At 64.6% G+C, this 23,782-nt stretch carries 18 protein-coding genes; 7 read left to right on the forward strand and 11 right to left on the reverse strand.

Translation table 11 applies throughout. The features are described from left to right. Positions 1 to 17 precede the first annotated feature (17 nt). Positions 18 to 1,517 carry an MFS transporter gene (locus tag ACEWQ0_RS11810; RefSeq protein ID WP_476485440.1) on the forward strand — a complete coding sequence of 500 codons (1,500 nt, stop codon included), beginning with the start codon at positions 18 to 20 and terminating at the stop codon, positions 1,515 to 1,517. Positions 1,518 to 1,547: 30 nt separating this feature from the next. Here ACEWQ0_RS11810 and ACEWQ0_RS11815 read toward each other — a convergent pair whose 3' ends face one another. Continuing rightward, the gene (locus ACEWQ0_RS11815) at positions 1,548 to 3,503 is read right to left on the reverse strand and encodes a tetratricopeptide repeat-containing diguanylate cyclase (RefSeq protein WP_476485441.1); all 1,956 of its coding nucleotides are present in this window, start codon (positions 3,501 to 3,503) and stop codon (positions 1,548 to 1,550) included. 167 nt (positions 3,504 to 3,670) lie between these two features. Between ACEWQ0_RS11815 and ACEWQ0_RS11820 the strand changes: the two genes are divergently transcribed. Beyond that, on the forward strand, positions 3,671 to 4,345 hold the full coding sequence (locus ACEWQ0_RS11820) for a hypothetical protein (RefSeq protein WP_476485442.1): 675 nt from the start codon (positions 3,671 to 3,673) through the stop codon (positions 4,343 to 4,345). 113 nt (positions 4,346 to 4,458) lie between these two features. Continuing rightward, on the forward strand, positions 4,459 to 5,187 hold the full coding sequence (locus ACEWQ0_RS11825) for a helix-turn-helix domain-containing protein (protein ID WP_476485443.1): 729 nt from the start codon (positions 4,459 to 4,461) through the stop codon (positions 5,185 to 5,187). A 29-nt stretch (positions 5,188 to 5,216) separates the two neighbouring features. On the opposite strand, the gene ACEWQ0_RS11830 is transcribed toward ACEWQ0_RS11825, so the two are convergent. After that, positions 5,217 to 5,936, reverse strand: a complete 720-nt coding sequence (locus ACEWQ0_RS11830; RefSeq protein WP_476482073.1) for a 3'-5' exonuclease — start codon at positions 5,934 to 5,936, stop codon at positions 5,217 to 5,219. A 5-nt stretch (positions 5,937 to 5,941) separates the two neighbouring features. Beyond that, entirely contained in the window at positions 5,942 to 7,900 is a 1,959-nt protein-coding gene (locus ACEWQ0_RS11835) for a DUF294 nucleotidyltransferase-like domain-containing protein (RefSeq protein WP_476485444.1), read from the reverse strand. Here ACEWQ0_RS11835 and ACEWQ0_RS11840 point away from each other — a divergent pair. From ACEWQ0_RS11840 to ACEWQ0_RS11855, 4 genes are all read left to right on the forward strand, one after another. Further along, entirely contained in the window at positions 7,899 to 8,666 is a 768-nt protein-coding gene (locus tag ACEWQ0_RS11840) for an SDR family oxidoreductase (RefSeq protein WP_476482071.1), read from the forward strand. The two genes, ACEWQ0_RS11835 and ACEWQ0_RS11840, sit on opposite strands and share 2 nt — an antisense overlap. 82 nt (positions 8,667 to 8,748) lie before the next feature. Continuing rightward, positions 8,749 to 9,840 (forward strand): hemolysin family protein, encoded by a 1,092-nt coding sequence (locus tag ACEWQ0_RS11845; RefSeq protein WP_476482070.1) that lies wholly within the window; start codon positions 8,749 to 8,751, stop codon positions 9,838 to 9,840. Between the two features lie 123 nt (positions 9,841 to 9,963). Continuing rightward, positions 9,964 to 12,669 carry a bifunctional diguanylate cyclase/phosphodiesterase gene (locus tag ACEWQ0_RS11850; protein ID WP_476485445.1) on the forward strand — a complete coding sequence of 902 codons (2,706 nt, stop codon included), beginning with the start codon at positions 9,964 to 9,966 and terminating at the stop codon, positions 12,667 to 12,669. Between the two features lie 60 nt (positions 12,670 to 12,729). Then, positions 12,730 to 13,287 (forward strand): protein tyrosine phosphatase family protein, encoded by a 558-nt coding sequence (locus ACEWQ0_RS11855; RefSeq protein ID WP_476482068.1) that lies wholly within the window; start codon positions 12,730 to 12,732, stop codon positions 13,285 to 13,287. A gap of 142 nt (positions 13,288 to 13,429) precedes the next feature. On the opposite strand, the gene moaB is transcribed toward ACEWQ0_RS11855, so the two are convergent. The 8 genes from moaB to ACEWQ0_RS11895 all read right to left on the reverse strand — a co-directional run bounded on the left by moaB (position 13,430) and on the right by ACEWQ0_RS11895 (position 23,778). After that, on the reverse strand, positions 13,430 to 13,975 hold the full coding sequence (gene moaB, locus ACEWQ0_RS11860; protein ID WP_476482067.1) for a molybdenum cofactor biosynthesis protein B: 546 nt from the start codon (positions 13,973 to 13,975) through the stop codon (positions 13,430 to 13,432). A 34-nt stretch (positions 13,976 to 14,009) separates the two neighbouring features. Then, the gene (locus ACEWQ0_RS11865; protein ID WP_476482066.1) at positions 14,010 to 15,230 is read right to left on the reverse strand and encodes a molybdopterin molybdotransferase MoeA; all 1,221 of its coding nucleotides are present in this window, start codon (positions 15,228 to 15,230) and stop codon (positions 14,010 to 14,012) included. Positions 15,231 to 15,501: 271 nt separating this feature from the next. After that, entirely contained in the window at positions 15,502 to 15,930 is a 429-nt protein-coding gene (locus ACEWQ0_RS11870; protein WP_476482065.1) for a hypothetical protein, read from the reverse strand. Positions 15,931 to 16,171: 241 nt separating this feature from the next. Continuing rightward, positions 16,172 to 17,005, reverse strand: a complete 834-nt coding sequence (locus ACEWQ0_RS11875; protein WP_476485446.1) for a peptidylprolyl isomerase — start codon at positions 17,003 to 17,005, stop codon at positions 16,172 to 16,174. A gap of 29 nt (positions 17,006 to 17,034) precedes the next feature. Next, on the reverse strand, positions 17,035 to 17,742 hold the full coding sequence (gene narI, locus ACEWQ0_RS11880; RefSeq protein ID WP_476485447.1) for a respiratory nitrate reductase subunit gamma: 708 nt from the start codon (positions 17,740 to 17,742) through the stop codon (positions 17,035 to 17,037). A 2-nt stretch (positions 17,743 to 17,744) separates the two neighbouring features. After that, the gene (gene narJ / locus ACEWQ0_RS11885; RefSeq protein WP_476482062.1) at positions 17,745 to 18,434 is read right to left on the reverse strand and encodes a nitrate reductase molybdenum cofactor assembly chaperone; all 690 of its coding nucleotides are present in this window, start codon (positions 18,432 to 18,434) and stop codon (positions 17,745 to 17,747) included. After that, positions 18,431 to 20,029, reverse strand: coding sequence for a nitrate reductase subunit beta (gene narH, locus ACEWQ0_RS11890; protein WP_476482061.1), 1,599 nt, complete (start codon positions 20,027 to 20,029; stop codon positions 18,431 to 18,433). The genes narJ and narH overlap by 4 nt, the downstream gene beginning before the upstream one ends. Then, positions 20,029 to 23,778, reverse strand: a complete 3,750-nt coding sequence (locus tag ACEWQ0_RS11895; RefSeq protein ID WP_476482060.1) for a nitrate reductase subunit alpha — start codon at positions 23,776 to 23,778, stop codon at positions 20,029 to 20,031. The genes narH and ACEWQ0_RS11895 overlap by 1 nt, the downstream gene beginning before the upstream one ends. Between the last annotated feature and the right edge of the window lie 4 nt (positions 23,779 to 23,782).

Consider the following 23,782-nt stretch of genomic DNA (forward strand, 5'->3'; position numbering starts at 1 on the left):
TTGCTTATGAGCCGCTGTTGAGCAACCCCAAAGCCCATCATCCCGACCGCGACACGCCGCTGTACGCGGTGACCATCTCGGATGCCGCCCGCTGGCGAATGCTGCTGGTGCTGCTGACCGCAATTTTTATGTCGCTGATCAGCGTGAGCATCGTCAACGTGGCCATCCCGTCGATTCAGGCGGACCTGGACGCCTCGCTTGCCAACATGCAGTGGGTGCTGTCGGGCTATGCGCTGACCTTTGGCGTGGTGCTGGTGGCCGCCGGCCGTGCCGGCGACATCTTTGGCCGCGGGGCGATCTTTCTGCTGGGCGTTGCCGTATTCACCGCCTCATCAATCGCCGCCGGGCTGGCGCCCGACGCGACCTGGCTCAACGTTGCCCGCTTTGTCCAGGGCGTCGGCTCGGGCCTGCTCAACCCCCAGGGCCTGGGCATGATTCAGCAGTACTTCCGCGGCAGCGAGCGCGGTCGGGCCTTTGGCTACCTGGGTACCGCCGTGGGCGTATCGGTGGCCATCGGGCCGGTGCTCGGCGGGCTGGTGATCGAACTGGGCGGCCCGCAGCTGGGCTGGCGGCTGACCTTTCTGGTCAACGTGCCCATTGGCATCATGGCCATGATTCTCGGCTGGCTGTGGTTTCCCAGGCCGCTGCTCCAGCGCGGCGGGCAGCCAGCCGCCGGGCAGCAGCACAAGGCCAACCGCGGGCTGCGCTCGCTCGACCCCATGGGCGGACTGCTGCTGGGTCTGGCCGTGCTCTCGATTCTGTTCCCCTTCGTCGAGTCGCGCAGCGCGCCGTTGACCTGGCTCTTGCTTCCCACCGGCGCCGTGCTGTGCTGGCTGTGGGTTCTGTGGGAGCGACGCCACGCGCGCAAGGGTTTCCGGCCGATGGTGGATCTGCGCATTTTCTCGACGCCGAGTTTCGCCAACGGCACCACCATCGTGACGCTGTATTTTCTGGGCATGACCAGCATCTGGGTGCTGGTGGCGCTCTACACCCAGCAGGGTCAGGGCATGACCGCGCTGCAGGCGGGCCTGTTCGGCATGCCCGGAGCATTGCTTTCGGCCTGGGCCGCGCACTGGGCCGGCGCACGCGTGGCCCGCTGGGGCCGCAAGCTTGTCATCGGCGGCCTGTTTATGGCGCTGTTCGGGCTGATCCTGTGCATAGCCGTAATCTATTTGCACGAGCTCGGGTTGATCAGCGTCTGGTGGCTTTTGCTGTCGCTGGCCTTCATCGGCCTGGCGCAAGGTTCGATCATCAGCCCCAACCAGGCACTGACGCTGGCCGACGTGCCGCTGGCTTACGCCGGCAGCTCGGGCGCGGTGATGCAGACCGGCCAGCGCATCGGCGCGTCGGTGGGCATTGCCGTGATCACCGCGGCGGTCTTTGCCGCGCTCAAGGTGACGTCGTGGTCGTATGCGGTCATGGTCGGACTGGCGCTGATCATGGTGGTGGTACTGCTGGCCCTGGGCGTGGCCTTCAAGGACCAGCGCGAGCGCAGCGTTGCCCGCCACAAGCCGTGAGCCACACCCCGGGATTGGCGAAACCGGCCACTATGGCGACGGGGTCGCTCCCGTTTCTTGCTCGTCTTGCGCAACATCCTGCTCGCTGCGGTTTCTGCCGCGCTGTTTGGCGCGATAGAGCATGCGGTCGGCGCGGTCCAGCAGATCATCGACGCGCTCATCAGCGCGCAGGCTGGCAACGCCAAGGCTGACGGTAACGGCGGGCTGCTCGATGATGTCGGTCATGTCAGTGTGCTCGATGGCCTGGCGCAGCCTTTCGGAAACCAGCGCGCCAGCCTCGCTGTCGGCACCGGGCAGTACGATCAGGAACTCCTCGCCACCGACACGACCGACCAGATCATGCTGGCGCAGCAGTTTGTGGGTACACACCCGCGCGACCCGACGCAGAACCCGGTCACCGGCCGCGTGGCCCCAGGTATCGTTGACGCGCTTGAAGTGGTCGATATCCAAAGCAATCACGGTCAGCTCCTGATCGCGCTGGCGCGCGCGCTGCAGCCCCTGCCGCAGATAGAACTCGGTCCGCCGGCGATTGGCCACGCCGGTCAACTCGTCGGTCATCGCCATGATCTGCAGCCGGCGCGAGCGGCGAACCAGCAGGACGAAAATGACCAGCATGACCAGCCCCAGCAGCACCGACAGGATCAGCGAAACGGTCTGCCAGGCGCGCGTGCGCGTCAGCGCCTCGACGCGCTGTGTCTGCATGCGCGCCTGCAGGCGCAGGCGTTCGTTCTCGACCTCGCGCCGATTGATGTCGAACTGCAGACGCAGGACATCGGCCCGGTCTCGCTGGGCGCGCTGTTCCAGCTCAACGCGCACCACCTCGAGCTGCTGCCAGTCGGCCAGCGCCTGCTTGAGCTTGCCAACCGCTTCCAGGCTGCGCGCCCGCGCCGGATACAGCAAGGCCAGATAGCGGGCCCGCTGCGATTTTTGCAGCAGCGGCTCCACCTCGGCGAACAACTCCAGGGCCTGCGTATGGCGCTCCAGCCCGGCCAGGGCAATGGCCCGCTGCAGCTTGATCATGGTGTCGTTGAACTGACTGCCAACCCGGGCATAGGCCTGCTCGGCCTGCTTGAGGGTTTCCAGGCCCTCGGCATGGCGCTCGAGGAGGATCTGCGCCATCGCCTCACCCACCAGCACGTGTCCACGACCGGCATCGGAACTGGTCGCCCGGGCCAGCGACAGCGCCTCTTGGAACGTGGCCAGAGCCTGCTCGCCATGGCCCAGCTCATAATGGGTATATCCAAGCTGGATCAGAACCAGCATCTGCCGGCCTTCGTCGGCGTCGCGCCGGGCCGCTTCGAGCGCGGCTTCGAGATAGCGCTGGGCCTGTTCGAACTCGCCCAGGCGACGATAGGTCGAGCCAAGCTCGAACAGCAACCGTTCGGCCTGCGATTCGCGTCCCGAGTCGGTCAGAATCCGGTGCGCCTCGAGCACATCGTCGAGGCTGGCGACGTAATCACCCAGGTAAGAGTGCAGTTCGCCGCGGGCGCGCAGGCTCTCGCCCAGCAGCGACGGGTCATCAACCTGGCGGGCCAGTGTTACCGCCTGATCAAGATCGCTGCGGATCAGATCGATATCGTCCTGCACGTCGGCATAATTGGCCCGGCAGGCGTGCATGGCCGCCTGCCCCCAGAGCAGCTCGTGTTCTCGATAGACCTGCAGGCGCTCCGTTGCAAATTTCTTTCCCGCCGCATAATCGGTGTTGAACTGCCACTGGCACAGCAGGTGGTCCAGCCGGGCCCGGCGGCGAAGATCGTCGGCGGGAAGCTGCTCTTTCAGGCCTTCGATCAGGGCAAACGCCTCTTCGATGGACGGCAGCTGGAGCCCGTGTTGATCCACGCGGCTGTAGAGTCGATCGAATTCGGCGGGGTCGCCCTCCTGCTCCGCGCCGGCGTGCAGCGCCAGCAGCATCAGTGAAGCGGCCAGAAACATCTTGAAGTTCGGGCTGGTGCGCTGGTTGTACGAGGCATGGTGTGAGGCTGGCATCGACCGCATTGTAGCGGCATCGCGGCGCTGTTGCCGCCGCTGCCGGCCGGTGTTCGCGAACCACAGGGCCCGGTTTGTGGTCAACCGGGTGGCCCCCTATACTTTCAGTTGTAGACATCGCGCCCGGACTTGCGAGCCGGGTCACCTTCTTCAACGAGGAACGAGCAATGAAACCGACCACTCTTGTTACCGCTGCTCTCCTGGCCATCGGACTCATCGGCCCTGTGCTGCCGGCGGCTGCCGAATCGATTGACGCGCGCGCGCAGCATCTGTCCGAGCAGCTCGACCTCGACGAGGCCCAGACCGAGACCATCGACGAGCTCATTGGCGAGCATCGCCAGAGCATGCGTGAGCAGATGAGCTCACAAAAGCTTCGCGGTCCCGAGCGGCGCGAGCACATGCGGGCCCAGCGTGCGGCGCTGCACGAGCGCATTCGCGACGTGCTGAACGCAGAACAGGCCGAACAGTTCGACCAGCTGATCTCGGAGCGACACGGCAGAATGGCGCAGCGGGGTGAGCGCGGGCACATGCGCGGCAAAAGCCACAGCGGCCGTCGCGGCATGATGCGCCACGGTCGGCGCGGCGCTGGCGCCTGTGAGCGCTCCGGCTTCGATCCGGACTTTTCGCAGCTGGACATCAGCGAAGGCCTGCGCGCGCGCCTGGAGGGCATGCGCAAGGAACATCGCGACGCCATCGAGAACATGCGCAGGCAGCAGCGCGACGAGATACGCCAGCTCATTGGCGAAGAAGAGTTCGACAAACTGCAGCTGCCGTGCGCGCCTGAACGCAACGCGAACCCGGACGAGAATCAGCCCGGCGGTGACAAACAGACCTCGAATTGACACAAGCCCGGTAAAATCACACTCGTGCACGCCGCGGTACCTGCTTCATCCGGGCAGGATCGCTGGCGTGCCGGTGTACGTTGCCATTGCCAGCCACTTTTGGGGAAACCCGCATGTCCGCCGCTGATTCCGCCATCGACTTCGACCAGGTTCGGCGCCAGTGCGCACGCTGCGATCTGCGCGAACTGTGTCTCCCCGCCGGGCTCGGCCGCGCCGACATCGATCGTGTCGATCAGGTGGTCGCCGACCGCAGCAGCCTGGCGGCCGGCGATACGCTCTACCATGCCGGCTCGCCCTTCCGCGCCCTGTACGTGGTCAAGTCCGGCTCGCTCAAGACCCAGGTCGTGTCCGAGGGCGGCGAGCTGCAGATCCTCGGCTTTCACCTGCCCGGAGAAATCCTGGGCTTCGATGCCCTGGCAGCCGAACGCCATCAGTGCAGCGCCGAAGCCCTCGAGCCCTCGAGCGTTTGCCGCCTGCCCTACGCCGAGCTGGAGCGCATCTCGACCCTGGTACCCGGCCTGCAGCGCCAGTTCATGCGGCTGGTCTCGCGCGAAATGAGCGACGACCACGACCACATGGCGATGATGGGCCGCAACCAGGCCATCAGCCGGCTGGCGCTTTTCCTGCACAACATGCGCCGGCGCCAGGCCCGCCTCGATCGCCGCGACGATGTGCTCAACCTGAGCATGTCGCGCGCCGACCTGGCCAACTATCTCGGGCTGGTACTCGAGACCGTCAGCCGCCTGTTCGGCCGCATGCAGGACAAGGGTCTGATCGAGGTCCGGCGGCGGGAGATCAAGATTGTCGACCCGGCCGGACTCAAGGCGCTTGGCGACAGCTGAAGTCGCCGACACGCAACCTGCAACTCCGGCTACAGCCACCAGTCCGAAACGGGATCTTCCGGGTGGCCGTGATAACCCACCTGAGCCTGGAGCAGTTCGGCGGTGGCCAGGGCGTCGGTCCAGGCGTGATGCGGCGTATATTCGGGCAGCCCGTAGCGTCGGCGGGCATCGGCCAGCCGCAGCGACACACGGCGCCTGAACCAGGTCAGGGGATTGTTGCCGCGGCGCTGGTGAACTTGCCTTTCCACGTGCAGCGTGTCAATCAGCGGAAACAGCAGGCCCTCGCCGAAGCGCCGCAGGAACGCCTGGTAGAGAAAGCGCCGCTCGATGGCATGAAAGTGAACGACCGCCACGTGGCCGACGAGCGCGTCCAGCAGCTCGTCGGCGACATCTTCCAGGTCGGGCGCCCGGTCGATCTGGTCGTGGGTGAGGTGGTGGATGGTGATGGAGCGGGTGTCGATCTCCCGCCGCGGCCGAACCACGCGATAGTAGCCGGCGGCGGGACGAATCCGGTCGAGCGTGAACGGCACCGCGCCGATGCTGACGATGCCGTGGCGGCCCGGATTCAGGCCGGTGGTTTCCAGATCAAGGGCTACCAGCGGAGTCTGGGCCAGCGGGGTATCGATCGCCACCGCGGCCTGGCGGTAGAAATCGCGCAGCAGCGCCACGCGGCTCGCATCGGCCAGCTCGGCAAAGCGTTTTTGCCAGTCGGTCGTTGCCGGCCGATTTCGTTGAAGAATCGACAGCATGCCGCTCAGCGACGCACCGGGCGATAGCGAAAGCGGATGAACTTCTGGGCGTTGGCCAACACCTTGAAGGCATCCTTGAGGCTGCGCCGCTCGAAGGCCGACAGGGTCTCGGGCACGATGTTGTTGTTGGCCTCGCCGCCGCGCTCGGCGTCCCAGGCCTGGTGACGGGCGCGCACCATGGCGATGAATTCCAGCGCATCGCGCAGATCAGCCCCCATGGGCGCGGTCAGAAAGCCGGCGGCGACCGTATCTTCCAACCGGCGGAAGGAGTTCTGCGACTGCGAACCGGCCGCCAGCGCATGCACTCGGATGACGTCGACCAGCGGCCCGGTGCCGCGGCGCTTGAGGTTGATCGAGTTCTCGTGACGCCCGCCCTGCTCGAGCACGAAGTCGCGGAAGAAACCCAGCGGCGGCGTGCGATTGTTGGCGTTGATGGCCAGACAGCCGAGGAAGGCTGGCTGCGCGCTGGCCTCGGCTGCGATCAGCGCCTTGAGCTCATCGGCCATGCTGGTAACGCCGGCCACGCCGTCGAGGTCGAAGAAGATCGAGCTGTGCAGCAGGCGCTGCGCGTTGGGTTCGCGAATCCATTCGATGAACTGCGCCTTCCAGGCCGACAACGGCTGCCGCCACTGCTTGTTGGTCGCCATGATGTCGCCGCTGCAGTAGACATACCCGACCCGGTGCAGACCGTCGCTGACGAACTGCGCCAGCTCGCGAAAGTATTCGTCGTGCGCACGCTCGTCGAAGGCGTCGTCAAGGATCAGGGCGTTGTCCTGATCGGTGTAGACAAACTGCTCGTCGCGCGCCATCGACCCCAGGGCCAGAAAGCAGTACGGCACCGGCGGTGGCCCGAGTTTTTCCTCGCCGAGCTCCAGCAGGCGCTGCTTGAAGCTGCGGCCGATGGTGGCCATGGCCGAGCCGATCATGTGCGAGTTGGCATCTTCGTTGACCATGCGGATGAAACTGGAAGCTACCGCGGGCTTGAGCGCTTCGATGTCGTCATGCGTGTTGCAGTGAAAGATGTTGCGCACTACAAACAGGCTGTTCTGGCTCTCATGATGAATGATGTCGGCCAGATCGAGCACCCCGATCGGGCGGCGATGATCGAGCACCGGGATGTGGTGAACGTTCTCGCGCAGCATCAGCAGCAGCACGTCGAACAGAAAGCGATCCTGCTGCACGCTGGCGACGTTGCCCGACATGGCCTCGCTCACCGGCGTGCTGGCGGGCAGCCCCTCGGCGACGATTCTGCGGCGCAGATCACTGTCGGTGAGGATGCCGGCCAGCAGCGGGCTATCGGCCTGCGCGTCAGGGTCACGGTCTTCAACGACCAGCACCGAAGTCACGCGTTCGTCGGTCATCAGCCTGGCGGCCTCTTCGACGCTGGTCGAAAGCGTGACCATGACCGGCGCATAGCGCACCAGCTTGCCGGCACGCAGGGTCAGCAGAGGATTGTGACCGACATGCTGAGCGGCCTGGCGCAGCCGCGTGCGGTCCTCGACTTCGACATAGTCGGCGAACACGACATTGCTGTCGAACAACCTCTTGAACAGCTCACCCGGAATGAAATAGATCAGCGTGTCTTCGAGCGCGCGCGCCGGAAAGCGCGTGGTTCGATCGCTGAGCAGCCCGAGCTGGCCGAAGATGTCGCCGGCTCCCAGGCGGTTGTAGAGCTCACCGCTGCGGCGGAACAACTCCACCGAACCGCTGCGAATATAGTGCAGGTCGCGAACCTCGTCGCCGAGCCTGACGATGTCGCTGGCCGCCCGGAAGTAGCTCACCTCGATTGATCGGGCCACCTCGTCGAGCTCTGCCGTGGTCAGAAAGCTGAACGGCTCCTGCTCGCGCAGGTGTTCGCGAATCTCGATCTGCTCGATTTCCATCCCGGCCCTCAAGGTAACTGCACCATCCATGGTACCGCGCGTGTTGAGCCAGCCGTGGGGGCCGGCCATAATGGCGACCATGAGCGAAAGCAACGCAATGTGGACACTCGAGGGCAAGCGCGCGCTGGTCACCGGCGCCAGCCGCGGCATCGGGCGCGCCGTGGCCGAAGCCCTGTGCGAACGCGGGGCTGAGGTCTGGCTGGTCGCCCGCGGGCACGAAAAGCTCAACAATGCGGCCGAACGGCTGACCGAGCGTGGCTACAAGGCGCACGCCATGGTCGGTGATATCACCGATGCCGATTCACGCCACGGCCTGCTCGGCGCAGTGGGCGAGCCGCTGGACATTCTGATCAACAATGCCGGCTACAACCAGCGCAAGCCCGCGCTGGCTTACGAAGAGCAGGAGCTGCGCGGCATTCTCGACACCAACCTGGTGGCCACGTTCGAGCTCACGCGTGCCGCCCACACGCTGCTGGAAGCCGCTGGCGGAGCTGCGGTTGTCAATATCAGCTCGGTGGCCGGGCTCACCCACCTGCGCACCGGCGCGCCGTACGCCATGAGCAAGGCCGCGCTCAATCAGATGACGCGCAACCTTGCCGTTGAGTGGGCAACGCACCAGATCCGGGTCAACGCCGTCGCCCCCTGGTATATCGAAACGCCGCTGGCCCGCCAGGTGCTCGATGACCCCGAGTTTCTGTCCGAAGTGCTGGCACGCACGCCGCTCAACCGCGTTGGCACGCCCGAAGAAGTAGCCGCCACGATCGTCTTTCTGTGCCTGCCGGCCGCCGGCTACATCACCGGCCAGACGCTGCCGGTCGACGGCGGCTTCAGCATCTTCGGGTTCTGAGTTCGCGGCATTTCACCGCCGGTATGCAAGCCCGATCTGCCGGTTCGCTACAATGCAGAGGATATTCGCGAGCTGAAACCGCATGGCCTTACTGGCGTTCTACCTATTTCTTGCTGTCGGCGTTTCCTTTCTGTGTTCGATTCTCGAGGCAGCGCTGTTGAGCATCACACCGGCGCACATCGCCGTTCTCAACGAGCGCGGCAGCCGCGCGGGCCGGCGTCTGCAGCACCTCAAGCGCCACATTGATCAGCCGCTGGCAGCGATTCTCAGCCTCAACACCATCGCCCACACCTTTGGCGCCGCCGGCGTCGGCGCCCAGGCGCAGGTGGTCTTTGGCCAGGCCTGGGTGACCCTGGCCTCGGCGGTCATCACGCTGCTCATCCTGATCTTTTCCGAAATCATTCCAAAAACCCTCGGCGCCACTCATGCGCGCTCACTGAGCGGCTTCACCGCCATCGCCTGCATCGTGCTGATCTATGTGACCTGGCCGCTGGTGCAGCTCTCGAAGCTGATCACACGCTGGCTGGCGGCCAACCGGGACGCGCCGACGGTCAGCCGCGAAGAGTTCCGGCTGCTGGCCCAGACCGGCACCCGCGAGGGCGTGTTCGAGGAAGAGGAATCAAACATCTTCGCCAACCTGATCCGCTTCAGCGCCATCCGGGTCGAAGACATCATGACCCCGCGGGTGGCCGTGGTGATGATGCGCGCCGATCAGACCGTCGGCGAGATCATGGACTCCTCTCTGGCCGCGGGATTTTCCCGTTTTCCGGTCTACGGTGACTCCGACGAGGATATTCACGGCTACGTGCTCAAGACCGACATCATGCTTGCCCAGGCGCAGGGCAACGCCGATACGCGCCTGGAAGCGCTCACCCGCGAGGTGCTGTTCGTGCCCGAGTTCGTGTCGCTGCAGAACCTGTTCAGCCAGCTGCTTTCCCGCCAGGAACACTTTGCGGTGGTGGTCGACGAATACGGCGGCCTGGCAGGCGTGGTAACCATGGAGGACGTGCTCGAGACCCTGCTGGGCATGGAAATTGTCGACGAAAGCGACACCGTCGAGGATCTGCGCCAGGCAGCGCGCGAGAAATGGCTGGCCCGCGCCCGGCGGATGGGCGTGCACTGGCCGCGCACGGACCAGGAGCAGCCGCCGGACGATGCCGGCAACAGTCGCTGAGTCAGCTCCCGCCGCCCCGGCCGATCCGCTCGCGGCTGCTGCAGCAGGCGGCGTGGGTGGCGAAAACGGGGAATCTGATATATTGCGGACTTCTGGCAAGCTCGAACAAGGGGGGGAGGCCCATTGTCAATCGACGGCGCGCAGATGATCCGTAACCATCTCGACAGCAAGAAAGCGCCGTGGCTGGCACTGGCCGTGGTGCTCATCTGCGGCGCCGTCATTACCGCGTTGACGACACATCTGCTTCGCAACACCGAGCTCCAGCGGCAGCAGGCAGCGCTCAGCGCAACCGGTGAACAGGCTGCAGGTGTCATGCTGGGCCGGTTCGCCCGCCACGAGGTCCAGCTGCGCGCGGCCAAAGCCCTGTTTGCCGGCTCTGCCCGGGTGTCGCGAAGGGAGTGGCAGCAGTTTGCGCGCACGTTTCAACAGTCCGGGTCCGACGCGGCGCCGTTCGAAATGGCCTGGATCCCGCGCGTCGATGACGCCGGCCTGAAGCGTCTGGCCGAGCTGGCCCGAGCGGACGGGCTCGACACTTTTGAGCTCCACTCTTCCGCACCGCGCGATTTTTACTGCCCGATTTTCTATAACGAGCCGGCGGCGCTGCACGCCGACTCGATCGGGCGGGACGTCTGCACCAGCCCACGCGCCAGCGCCGCCATGCAGCGCGCCCGGCAGACGCGCACCATCGTCATGTCCGACCCCGTCGGCCTGGGCACAAGCGGCGCGGAACCGCAGTCCGGCTACGTGCTGTTTGCCTGGGTCGACAGCGACAGCGAGCAAAGCTCCGGCTGGGTGGCGGGCACCGTGACCATGTCGCAGCTGTTTGCGGCCAGCCTGCCGGGCCAGGCCGACGTCAGCGTGCGCGTACGGGACCTGTCGTCGCCGGCCGGCGAGGACACCGTCTACCGAAAAGACCATCCATTCGACAGCGCCCGCGATGTGATCGAATCCGGGCGGCGATTGAACCTTGGCGGTCGCACTTTCGCGCTGCGGCTGACGCGCCCGGCAGACCCCGGGCTGGCGACACGGCTGTTGCTCATCACCGGCAGTCTGATCACGGTGCTGCTTGCCGCCTTTGCCTTCAATCTGCTGCGGACGCGTGCGCGCGCGCTGCGAGTGGCCGAACGCATGACGCGCGCCTGGCGCGACAGCGAGGAGTTGCTTTCATCCATCACCGGCAATATCCAGGAAGGCATCTATCGCGGCGAACCGGACAAGGGGCTGGTGTATGTCAACCAGGCCCTGGCCGGGATGTTCGGCTTCGACTCGCGCGACGCGTTTCTGGACTATGACACAAGCTCTCTTTATGCCGACTTCCAGCAGCGCGACGCGCTTCTCGACCTCCTGGAAAGCCAGGGCTACTACCGCAACCAGGAAGTGGAGTTCCAGCGCCCGGACGGGACCCGCTTCACGGCGGTCAACAGCGCCGTCGCAACCATGGACGAAACCGGTCACGTACGGCATTTCGACGGTGTGATTACCGACATCAGCGAACGCAAGGAAGCCGAGCGCGAGGTCCACCGCCTGGCGCACTATGACACCCTGACCAACCTGCCCAACCGCACCCTGTTTCATATCCGCATCGGCCAGGTGCTCAGCCAGGCACAGCGCCACAATCGCCCGGTCGCGGTGATGTTCATTGATCTCGACCGGTTCAAGCTGGTCAACGATTCGCTCGGGCACGGCCTTGGTGACCAGCTGTTGATTGCGGTCGCCGAGCGCCTGGTCGAACAGTTTCGGGACTACGACGTGATCAGCCGCCAGGGCGGTGACGAATTCTTGCTCGTTCTCCCGGAGACCGATGCCGATCGCGCTGCGCGACGCGCCGAAGAGCTGCTGCGCAACTTCGCCGAACAGCCCTTCGACGTCGACGGCCACAAGCTGACGATCACGCCCTCGATCGGCATCGCCATGTTCCCCTATGACGCTGAGGAAGCCGATGCCCTGATTCAGCATGCCGATGCCGCCATGTATCACGCCAAGGAGCAGGGACGAGCCACCTTTCAGTTCTTCACCGAAGAACTCAACACGCGCGTGCATCACCGCCTGCAGCTGGAAAACCACTTGCGCGGCGCACTGGCGCGCGATGAACTGGCGCTTGAATATCAGCCCGTGATCGATCTGGGAAGCGGCCGCATCGTCAGCGTCGAAGCACTGCTGCGCTGGCGCAGCCCGACGCTCGGTCAGGTTCCGCCGTCGGACTTCATCCCCGTGGCCGAGCAGAGCGGGCTGATCGTCGAGATCGGCGACTGGGTCATCGAGGCCGCCTGCCGGCAGCTCGCCCGCTGGCGCGATCAGGGCATGCGCGACATCCAGATGGCGGTCAACGTTTCGGCCATGCAGCTGTGGCGCGGAAACCTGTTCGGTACCGTCAACGACGCGCTGCGGCACTCAGGCGTTTTGCCATCACAGCTGGTCATCGAGCTGACCGAGAGCGTGATCATGGAGGATGTCACCGCGGCGCGGAAAGTGCTCGCCGAGCTCAAGGAGCTGGGTGTGGCGCTGGCCATCGACGACTTCGGTACGGGCTATTCCAGCCTGGGCTATCTCAAGCAGTTTCGCATCGACCTGCTCAAGATCGACCGCTCCTTCGTTGAGGACATTGCCGAAGACGCCGACGATGCCGCCATCGTCACGGCGATGCTCAGCATCAGCGAATATCTGCGTATGGAGGTCGTGGCCGAAGGCATCGAGCACGGCGACCAGCTCGAGTTCCTGCGCTCCCGGGGCTGTCGCTTCGCGCAGGGTTTTCTGTTCAGCCGGCCGGTCGGGCCGGAGCGCATTCCCGATCTGGTCGCGACGTTCGAGCTCGGGCGCAGTAGCCATTGAATCGCCAGCCCCTGCACTGCATTCTCCCTTGGTAGACACACCCATCAACGGACAAGACCGATGAAGGCCATCAGAAGCATTCTGCTGACCCTCCTGATCGCGCCGGCGCTGGCCGCGCTCGCCGGCGAAGGCCCTGACTGGCCGGCGATGGACGACGCGCTGCAGCCCACGCCGCACCAGCGCGTGGCCGGCCAGCCCGAACCACACGAGCTGGCTGCCCTGGCGCACGCCGGCGTGAAGCACGTCGTCAACGCCCGCAGCGAAGGCGAGCTCGAAGCCTGGAACGAACCGCGCCTGCTTGACGAGCTGGGGATGACCTATCACCACCTCCCGATCGCCGGGGCCGAGGATCTTGACCGCCAGGCGGTCGCGCGCTTCGACGCGATACTCAACGAGATCGGCGACGAACCGGCCCTGCTGCACTGCGCCTCGGGCAACCGCATCGGCGCGCTGTTTGCCCTGCGGGCGGCCTGGATCGACGGCGAGGACAGCGAGGCGGCCATCGAAATCGGCCGCGCCCACGGCCTGACTCGCCTGGAAGGCGCGGTGCGCCAGAAGCTGGGTGAGCAGCGCTCCGTGGCCAATACGCCCGATCAGGACTGCGCCGAGAACTGCTGACCGCGAAAATTGCGGAATGCACGGATGATGGCTGATCAGCCCGGCGGGAGGTGTTGCCAGCCCGGCTTGCGATGATCGTGAACTCAACCCTTCCGTGAATTCCGTATTCTTCCGTGGTTACAGGGTCTTGATCTGCCCGGATTCAGTCAGCAGCGCCTTCGTTGAGCCGCGGAATCAACGAGACGAAGTTGCACGGCCCGGTGCGCGAATCGAGCTGTTCGCCCAGGATGCGATCCCAGGCCGTGCGGCACGCCCCGGTCGAGCCGGGCAGGCCGAAGATCAGCGTGGCGTTGGCGGTGCCGCCGAAGGCCCGGGACTGAATGGTCGAGGTACCGATCTCTTCCAGCGAATAATGGCGGAACAGCTCGCCGAAGCCCGGAATATCGCGCACCAGCAAGGGCTGGATTGCCTCGGGCGTGGAATCGCGGCCGGTAATGCCGGTGCCACCGGTAATCAGCACGCAGTCGATCGCAGCGTCGGCAATCCAGGCCGACACGGCCGCGCGCAGCTTGAAGATGTTGTCGGGCAGCAGCCTGCGCTCGGCCAGTCGGTGCCCGGCCGACTCGATGCGTTCAGCCAGCGTGTCGCCAGAGCTGTCGTTGTCTAGCGTGCGCGAGTCGGAGACGGTCAGCACCGCGAAAGTGAGCGCCTTGAAGGCCTTGTCGTCATTGCAGCGTTGTCTGGACATGGTTTCTCGAAGGATTGGCGGGGTGCAGAAAGGATCAATACAGTAGCCGCTCGAAGCCGAGATAGTCGACCGGATCGCCCTCGGCCACGGCCTGGCCGACCGCAAGCCTGGCCAGGCCGTCGGCCCACACCGCCGAGCTGAGCACGCCCGAGCCCTGGTGCGGATAACGCTCGAGCCGGCCTTGCTGGAGGCGCACGCGCAGATACTCTTCGCGCTTGGGCGCCGGCGCGGCAAAGCCGGCGGGAACGCGAACGGCTTCGGGCATGGTGTCGCTACGGCCCTGCATCTTGCGGATCACCGGCGCGCCGAACAGGCTGAAGGTGACCAAGGCCGAAACCGGGTTGCCGGGCAGGCCGACGAAGACCGCGTCGCCGACCCGGCCGAAGGCCAGCGGCTTGCCGGGCTTGACGGCGATCTTCCAAAGGTCGAGCCGTCCCAGCGCCTCGACCGCGTCCTTGACGTAATCGGCCTCGCCCACGCTCACGCCACCGGTGGAGACGATCACGTCCGCTTCAGCGGCGGCGGCTTCGAGTGCCTGGCGCGTGGCTTCGGGCGTATCGGCCACGTGCCGCACGGCCACGACCTGACAACTCAGCGCGGCCAGCAGGCCGTTGATCAGGGGCTGGTTGCTGTTGTAGATCTGCCCGGGGGCCAGCGCTCGCCCCGGATCGACAAGCTCATCGCCGGTGGACAGCACCGACACGGTCAGCCGGCGGCGCAGCTCGACGCGTTCGATGCCGGTCGAGGCCAGCAGCCCCAGATCCTGCGGCCGCAGACGGCGGCCGGCGGCAAGAATCTCTTCACCGGCGCCAAGGTCCTCGCCGGCGCGGCGGATATTGTTGCCCGGCGGCGGCAGTTCTTCGACCTGTACTTGGCCGTCGACCTCGCGCGCCTTTTCCTGCATGACGACCGCATCGGCGCCGTCGGGAATGACCGCGCCGGTAAAGATGCGCGCCGCACTTCCGGCAGTGAGCGAACCCGGGGCGTCGCCGGCCTGGATGCGCGCCGAAATCGGCAGCGCGTCGCCGGCGCGCTCGAGATCGGCGGTGTTGACGGCATAGCCGTCCATGGCGCTGTTGTCGGCCGGCGGCACGTCCACCCGTGCCGAAACCGCACCGGCCAGCACCCGTCCCAAAGCGGCGTCCAGCGCCACGGTTTCGGTGACGGCCACCGGCGCGACAGCCTCGACCAGGCGCGCACGCGCCTCGGCCACGCTCGTCAGCCCCTTGCCGATACCGTGACTGGATTCAGTCATCGCCCACCCCGGCTACCTGCTGACCGTCCAACTTGCGAAAACACTTTCATGTCTGCACCAATCTGCCGGATGCCCTTGGAACCCAGAAGTTACGGGTTGCACGGAATGCACGGACGACGGCTTTGCCAGCACTGCTGATTGACGGCTTTCCATCCATCTTCCGGTGTATTCCGTGTAGTTCCATGGTTACAAGGTTTTCCTTTTCCCGGATTGCGCCTGCGCTGATCCAGCGATATACCCACATGAACCGATGGAAGAACCATGAGGGGAATCAATGCGCATCGCCGATGGCTTCGGGCTGGCTGATCTGCACAGGAATGCCGTTGCGATCAAAGAACAGATAGCGGTCGAGGCCGCTGCCGGCGTGAATGGCGCGCGCCATGTTCTTGAGCTGCTCGTCGATGAAATCGGCTGCCGGCGGCTGACCCGGCTGGCCGGGCAGCACGCCCACCATCATGAACGTCCAGTCCTTCTTGGCCGCATCAGCGTCGGCACGCAGATACTCGAAGCCGGGCACGTCGGCAACGGCGTGATCCTTGACCATGATCGGCGTAATCACGCCCTCGCCTTCGATGGCAGCTTCCGCGCCGTCGGCGTCGGCTTCCATCACCGGCTGGGCACGCACCAGCACCGTCAGCAGCTGCACCGGCACCGGCTCGTCGCGCGCCATTGTCAAAAGGTCATCGAAGGTTTCTATCATTGCTCAGTCCAATCGTCATTCAGTCGAGGTTATCCGGTGAAGCGTTTGAGCCGAAAAACAGGGGAACCACGGAAGACACGGAATGCACGAAAAAAAAAAGCATGAGTCATTTGATCGGGCATCAAATTGACCCTTGACGAATGATCCCTGATCAACTCAAGAGTCAGCACAAGCGGGGTTTCTGTTCGTTTGTTTTCCGTGTATTCCGTGCCTTCCCTGGTTCCAGGATTTTCTTTCACTTTCACTGTACCAGTGGTGACGAAGGCGCATCGAGATCGATGCCTTCGATATCGTGCTCGGCGGCGACCAGACGAATGTACTGGTTGATGGCGCGGCGGCGGACGTGTTCGCGCAGATAGCCCGCAATCTTTTCGTGGCAGGACTCGAAGGTGACCGGCTTGCCTTCCTTGCGCTGGTGAATCAACACGACGTGAAAGCCGAAGCGCGTCTCGACCGGGTATTCGGGCACTTCGCCGACCGGCAGACGGGAGAGCGCCTTTTCGAACTCCGGCGCGGTCTGGCCGCGCGCGATCAGACCCAGATGGCCGCCTACTTCCTTCGACGGACAGCTCGAGAAGTCGCGCGCCATCGACAGGAACTTGTCCGGATGTGCACGCAGCTCGGCGTTGATGCCCATGGCCTTCTTGCGTGCCTCGGCGCGCAGCTCGGCGTCGTCGGGCGGCGCTGGAATGAGAATATGCGATACCTCGTGCTCGTCGGCCGTGCGCAGGCGCTTCTCGTTGGCCTGGTAATACCGATGACAGTCGGCCTCGGTCGGCTCGGGCACGTCAATCTGCTCGCCGATAAGCCGGCGAATGCGCGCTTCTTCTTCGGTTTCGCCATCCTCGGTCGCTTCGGGGCCAATTCCGAGCCGGTCGCATTCGGCCAGCAGAAGCTCGCGCACGACCAGGGCACGGGCGGCACGGGCACGCGCTTCCTTCAGACTGGGCGCCGGGTGGTACTGCACCTCACGTGCGATGTCTTCGTGGTCGATTACGCGATCGTCGATGCGAATCGGCGGCGGCAGATTTTCCTGCGGCTGCGGGTCGGCTTGAGCGGCGTTATCGGTTTGCATGGCATCCTCTTTCAATATCGATCAGGCAGTCACGAAATTTTCGGCGAACCGCCGTGCTGGCGAACCACCTGGTAGTTGCGGCGGATGTAGCCCCACGGCCAGCTCCAGACGTGCACCAGGCGGCTGAACGGAAAGGCGGTGAACATGATCAGGCCCAGAAAGATGTGCAGCTTGTAGACCGGATGGACGTTGAGAATGTATTCGTGCGCGCCGGACCGGAAGGTGACGATATGCTGCGCCCAGTGCGCGAGCTGCATCATGACCGCACCGTCGAGATGGTCCATGGAGAACACGATCGTTGACAGGCCGGTGACCAGCTGCAGCCAGATCAGGCAGATGATGAAAGTGTCCATGATTGCCGAGTTGACCCGCACCGAGGTCACGAACAGCCGGCGCCACAGAAGATAGGTCAGGCCGAAGAAGCACAGGATGCCGAACAGGCCGCCGGCGACCATGGCCATGACCTGCTTGGCGCCGGGCGACAGCCCGAGCGCAGTATAGATCGGCGTGGGCGTGAGCAGGCCGACCAGATGGCCCATGAACAGCAGCAGGATGCCGACGTGAAAGGCGATGCTGGCGCGCCGGAAGTTCTTCGAGCGCGGGGTGAGCATCTGGCTCGACATCGCCCGCCAGGTGTATTGCCCGTGCTCGAAACGCAGCAGCGAGCCGAAAATGAACACCGTGCCGGCGATATACGGAAAGACGCCGAAGATGAACTGGTTGATGTAGGATTCCATGATCAACTCCTCTGGTGGATTTCGAGCCCGCTGACCGCCGCCGAAGCCGCGCCGCAGCTGCCCGACGGGTCGTCGTTGCCCATGAACGTGACCTGCTCCTCCTCCCAGATCTCGTCCATCTTCTCGATCGTCTGGTCCGGGCCTTCCTGGCCGGCGGCCTCGCGCAGCAGCTCGGCGTTTTCCGGACTGCCGACCAGGTCTTCGAGCGCTTCGAACAGCACCGACCAGGCCGAATCACGATGGTGCAGGCGCGCGCCCAGAAGCACGATGATCGGCATGGCGTCGCCCAGCAGCTCTTCGACCTCGGCTTTCGGGCGGGTTGAAAGGTATTCGAGCATCAGCGGCAGGTAGTCGGGCAGCTCACGGGCGTCGAGATCCAGGCCGTTGCTGCGGTAGTGCTCCATCAGGTCGACCATGGCCTGGCCGCGATCGCGCGACTCGCCGTGGACGTGCTCGAACAGGTGCAGCGACAGCGCTCGTCCGCGGTCGAACAGCATGACGTAGTCCTCCTGGATTTCGGTCAGCGGACGTTGCCCGAGATCCACCGCAAGACGCTGTACGGCTTCGGCATGCGGCGCTGACAGCACGGACTCGCGCCGGATGACGTCGGTCATTTCCGGTACCGCTTGCTGCAGCTCCGCGCTGGGGTAGCTCATCAGCCGCGAGATCACCCGCAGGGTCATGCAGCTCATGATCCGCTCCACTGGTCGTGGCTGTGCTCCTGCAGCTCGGTGCTCTTGCTCGCCTTCTCCACCCGGATCGGGAAGAACTTGCGTTTGGCGATCGGCTTGCCGCCGAACACGTCGGCGTCGGAGCCGCCGCCGGTTTCGCAGCCGCTGCCGAAGGAAAAACCGCAGCCGCCGCGCTCGGAATAGCCGTCGTAGATCGAGCTGGAATACTCGCGCTTGTTGGTCGGAATGACGAAGCGGTCCTCATAGTCGGCAATGGCCATGTAGCGATACATGTCCTCGACCATGTCCACATCCATGCCGACGCGCTCGAGCACCTCGGTGCGCTCCTCGCCGTGGACATGGCGGCCGCGCATGAACGCGCGCATGGCCAGCATCCGCTCCATCGCGTGAACCACCGGAGCCTCTTCCCCGGCGGTCAGCATGTTGGCCAGATAGCGTACCGGAATCCGCAGGCTCTCGACATCCGGAATCTCGCCGTTCATGCCGATCTTGCCGGCCTCGGCCGCCGACTGGATCGGCGAGAGCGGCGGGCAGTACCACACCATCGGCAACGTGCGGTATTCAGGATGCAGCGGAAAGGCGACTTTCCAGTCAACCGCCATCTTGTAGACCGGCGACTTCTGCGCACCCTCGATCCAGTCTTCGGGAATGCCCTGCCGGCGGGCCTCGGCGATGATCTCGGGATCGTGCGGATCGAGAAAGATGTCGAGCTGCGCTTCGTAGAGATCCTGCTCGTTGGGCGTATTGGCCGCCTCTTGAATGCGATCGGCGTCGTAGAGCATGACCCCGAGATAGCGAATGCGCCCGACGCAGGTTTCCGAACACACCGTCGGCTGGCCCACTTCGATACGCGGGTAGCAGAAGGTGCACTTCTCGGACTTGCCGGATTTCCAGTTGTAGTAGATCTTCTTGTACGGGCAGCCGGACACGCACATGCGCCAGCCGCGGCACTTGTCCTGGTCGATCAGCACGATGCCGTCTTCTTCGCGCTTGTAGATCGCGCCGGAGGGACAGACCGCCACGCAGCTCGGATTGAGGCAGTGCTCGCACAGGCGCGGCAGATACATCAAAAAGGTGTTCTCGAACTGACCGTAGATTTCCTTCTGCACGCCCTCGAAGTTGTAATCCCTGGCGCGATGCTTGAATTCGCTGCCGAGAATCTCTTCCCAGTTCGGGCCCCACTCGATCTTTTTCATGCGCTTGCCGGTAATCACCGAGCGCGGCCGGGCGGTGGGCATGGTCTTGGCGTCCGGCGCCGTTTGCATGTGGTGGTAGTCGTAGTCCCAGGGCTCGTAGTAGTCCTCGATCGAGGGCATGTCGGGGTTGGCAAAGATGTTGGCCAGAATGCGCCAGCGCCCACCCATCCTCGGCTTGAGGTTGCCCCGGCCGTCGCGCACCCAGCCGCCGTTCCACTTGTCCTGGCTTTCCCATTCCTTGGGGTAGCCGATACCGGGCTTGCTCTCGACGTTGTTGAACCAGGCGTACTGCATGCCCTCGCGTGAGGTCCACACGTTCTTGCAGGTAACCGAACAGGTATGGCAGCCGATGCACTTGTCGAGATTGAGCACCTTGCCGATCTGCGCTCTGATTTTCATTACGATGCCTCCACTTGCATGGCGTCTTCGGCTTCGGTGCCGTCCATCCAGTCGATCTTGTTCATCTTGCGCACGATGATGAACTCGTCGCGGTTGGAGCCGACCGTGCCGTAGTAGTTGAACCCGTAGCTGTACTGCGCGTAACCGCCGATCATGTGCGTGGGCTTGAGTACCGTGCGCGTCACCGAGTTGTGAATGCCGCCGCGCATGCCGGTAATTTCCGAACCCGGAGTGTTCACGATCTTTTCCTGGGCGTGATACATCATCGACATGCCTTCGGGCACGCGCTGGCTGACCACGGCGCGCGCGGTAATCGCACCGTTGATGTTGTAGGCCTCGATCCAGTCGTTGTCCTTGATGTCGCCTTTCGCGGCGTCGACTTCGGAAATCCAAACGATCGGCCCGCCGCGCGAGAGCGTGAGCATCAGCAAGTTGTCGGTGTAGGTGCTGTGAATGCCCCACTTCTGATGCGGCGTGATGAAGTTGAGCACCACCTCGGGGTTGCCGTTATCGCGCTGGCCCTTGATCGGCTCGATGGTCTTGAGATCGACCGGCGGCTTGTAGACGCACAGCCCCTCGCCGAAGGCGCGCATCCAGGCATGGTCCTGATAGAACTGCTGGCGCCCGGAGATCGTGCGCCAGGGAATCAGTTCGTTGACGTTGGTCCAGCCGGCGTTGTAGCTGACCTTTTCGGACTCGATGCCCGACCAGATCGGCGAGCTGTAGATCTTTCTCGGCTGGGCGACGATGTCGCGGAAGCGGATCTTCTCGTCGGCGTGCCCGGCGACCAGGTGCTGGTGCTCGCGGCCGGTGTTGGCGCTGAGTGATTCCCAGGCCTTCATGGCCACGTGGCCGTTGGTCTCCGGGGCGAGCATCAGGATGGTCTCGCAGGCGTCGATCGCCGAGGTGATGCGCGGCATGCCGGCGTTGGCGCCGTCGCCGCGGTGGCGGCCGTTGAGGTCACCCAGCGCCTCGACCTCCTCTTTGGTATCCCAGCTCAGGCCCTTGCCGTTGTTGCCCTGTTCGTTCATCAGCGGGCCGAGCGCGGTGAACTTGTCGTAAGTGGCGGGATAGTCGCGCTCGACGGTGATGATCGCCGGCATGGTCTTGCCGGGAACGGGCTCGCACTCGCCCTTCTTCCAGTCGAGAATGTCGATTGCCTGGCCCAGCTCCGCCGGGGTGTCGTGCAGCAGCGGCAGGGTGACCACGTCGGTCTCGGTTCCCAGGTGCCCTTCGGCCAGCTCGGAAAAGCGCTTGGAGATGCCCTTGTAGATATCGAAGTCCGAACGCGACTCCCAGGCCGGGTCGACCGCGGCGGTCAGCGGGTGGATGAACGGATGCATGTCCGAGGTGTTCATGTCGTCCTTTTCGTACCAGGTCGCGGTCGGCAGGACGATGTCGGAATACATGCAGGTCGTCGACATGCGGAAGTCGAGCGTGACCAGCAGATCGAGCTTGCCGCGCACCTCGTCACGCCACTTGACCTCTGTCGGATGGCGATCGACTTCGTCGCCCAGGTCCTTGCCCTGCACGCCGTTTTCGGTGCCCAGCAGGTGGCGCAGGAAGTACTCGTGGCCCTTGCCGGAAGAACCGAGCAGGTTGGAGCGCCATACGAACAGGTTGCGCGGAAAGTTGGCCGGGTTGTCCGGGTCTTCGCAGGCAAAATTCAGATCGCCTGACTTGAGCTGCTCGACGACAAAGTCCTTCGCCTCCTTGCCGGCAGCCTTGGCCTCGCGCGCGATCTCGAGCGGGTTGCGCCCAAGCTGCGGCGCCGACGGCAGCCAGCCCATGCGCTCGGCCTTGACGTTGTAGTCGATCAGCGAGCCCTTGAAGTCGTCGGGATTGGCCAGCGGCGAGAGGATCTCGCTGACATCGAGCTTTTCGTAACGCCACTGCCCCGTATGCCCATAAAAGAACGAGGTCCCGTTCATGTGGCGCGGCGGGCGGTGCCAGTCAAGCGCGAAGGCCAGCGGCTGCCAGCCGGTCTGCGGCCGCAATTTTTCCTGGCCGACGTAGTGCGCCCAGCCACCGCCGGACACGCCCACGCAGCCGCACATCATCACCATCTTGATGATCGCGCGGTAGTTCATGTCCATGTGATACCAGTGGTTCATGCCCGCGCCGATGATGATCATCGACTTGCCCTTCGTCTTGTGCGCATTTTCGGCGAACTGGCGCGCGATGCTGATGACTTTCTCGCGATCAACGCCGGTGATGCGCTCCTGCCAGGCCGGGGTGTAGGGCACGTCATCGTCGTAGCTGGCGGCGACGTGATCACCGCCCAGGCCGCGGTCGATGCCGTAGTTGGCCGCCATCAGGTCGAACACGCTGGCCACCTTGCGGGTGCTGCCGTCGGCCAGGGTGACGTGGCGCAGCGGCACGCGACGCGTCTGGATGCGCTCGTGCTCGGTCTGCGCCCAGAAGGCGTTGCCGCCGCCGCCAAAGTAGGGAAAGCCGACTTCGCCGACCTCGTCGGAGGTTTCGATATGGGTCAGCGCCAGCCGGGTGTCGCGACCGCCGGCGTCCTTTTCCTCGAGGTTCCAGCGCGCTTCGCGCTCGCCCCAGCGAAAGCCCACCGAGCCGTTGGGGGCCACGATCTCGCCGCTGTTCTCGTCCCAGGACAGGGTCTTCCAGTCGGGGTTGTTTTTCTGGCCGAGGTCGTCGGCCAGATCACTGGCGCGCAGGTAGCGACCTGGCACCAGACGCCCGTTTTCCTCGTCGAGCAGCACCAGCATCGGCAGGTCGGTGTAGCGGCGCACGTAATCGCTGAAGTACTCGCTCTGACCCTCGACGTGCCACTCCTTGAAGATGACGTGGCCCATGGCCATACCCATCGCCGAGTCGGTGCCCTGGCGCGGATTGAGCCAGACGTCGCCGAACTTCGAGGCCTCGGAAAAATCCGGGGTGACGGTGACGGTCTTGGTGCCGCGGTAGCGCGCTTCGGTCATGAAATGGGCGTCGGGCGTGCGCGTCTGCGGCACGTTCGAGCCCCACATCATCAAAAAGGTGGAGTTGAACCAGTCGGCCGATTCGCACACGTCGGTCTGCTCGCCCCAGGTCTGGGGGCTCGACGGCGGCAGGTCGCAGTACCAGTCGTAGAAGCTCAGACAGGTGCCGCCGATCAACGAAAGGTAACGCGTGCCGGCGGCATATGACACCATCGACATGGCCGGAATCGGCGAAAAGCCGGCCACCCGGTCCGGGCCCCACTGCTTGACGGTGTGGACGTTCGAGGCCGCGATGATCTCGTTGACTTCCTCCCAGTTGGCACGCACGAAGCCGCCCAGGCCGCGGCGCTGCTGGTAGCTCTTGACCTTTTCGGGATCATTCTGGATCGACTGCCAGGCGGCCACCGGGTCGTCGTGCTCGGCGCGCGCCTGACGCCACAGCTCGATCAGGCGCCGGCGGATCATCGGGAATTTCACCCGGTTGGCCGAGTAGATGTACCACGAGAAGCTGGCACCGCGCGCGCAGCCACGCGGCTCGTGATTGGGCATGCCCGGTCGGGTGCGCGGATAGTCGGTCTGCTGGGTTTCCCAGGTCACCAGGCCGTTCTTGACGTAGATCTTCCACGAGCAGGAGCCGGTGCAGTTGACCCCGTGGGTCGAGCGCACGACCTTGTCGTGCTGCCAGCGCTGGCGGTAGCCGTCCTCCCAGCGCCGCGACTGGTTGGTCAGCGTGCCGTGACCATCGGCGTAGTCCTGCTTTTCGCGCCGGAAGTAGGTCAGATGATCGAGAAAGTGGCTCATTTCG

Source organism: Wenzhouxiangella sp. YN9 (genome assembly GCF_056324165.1).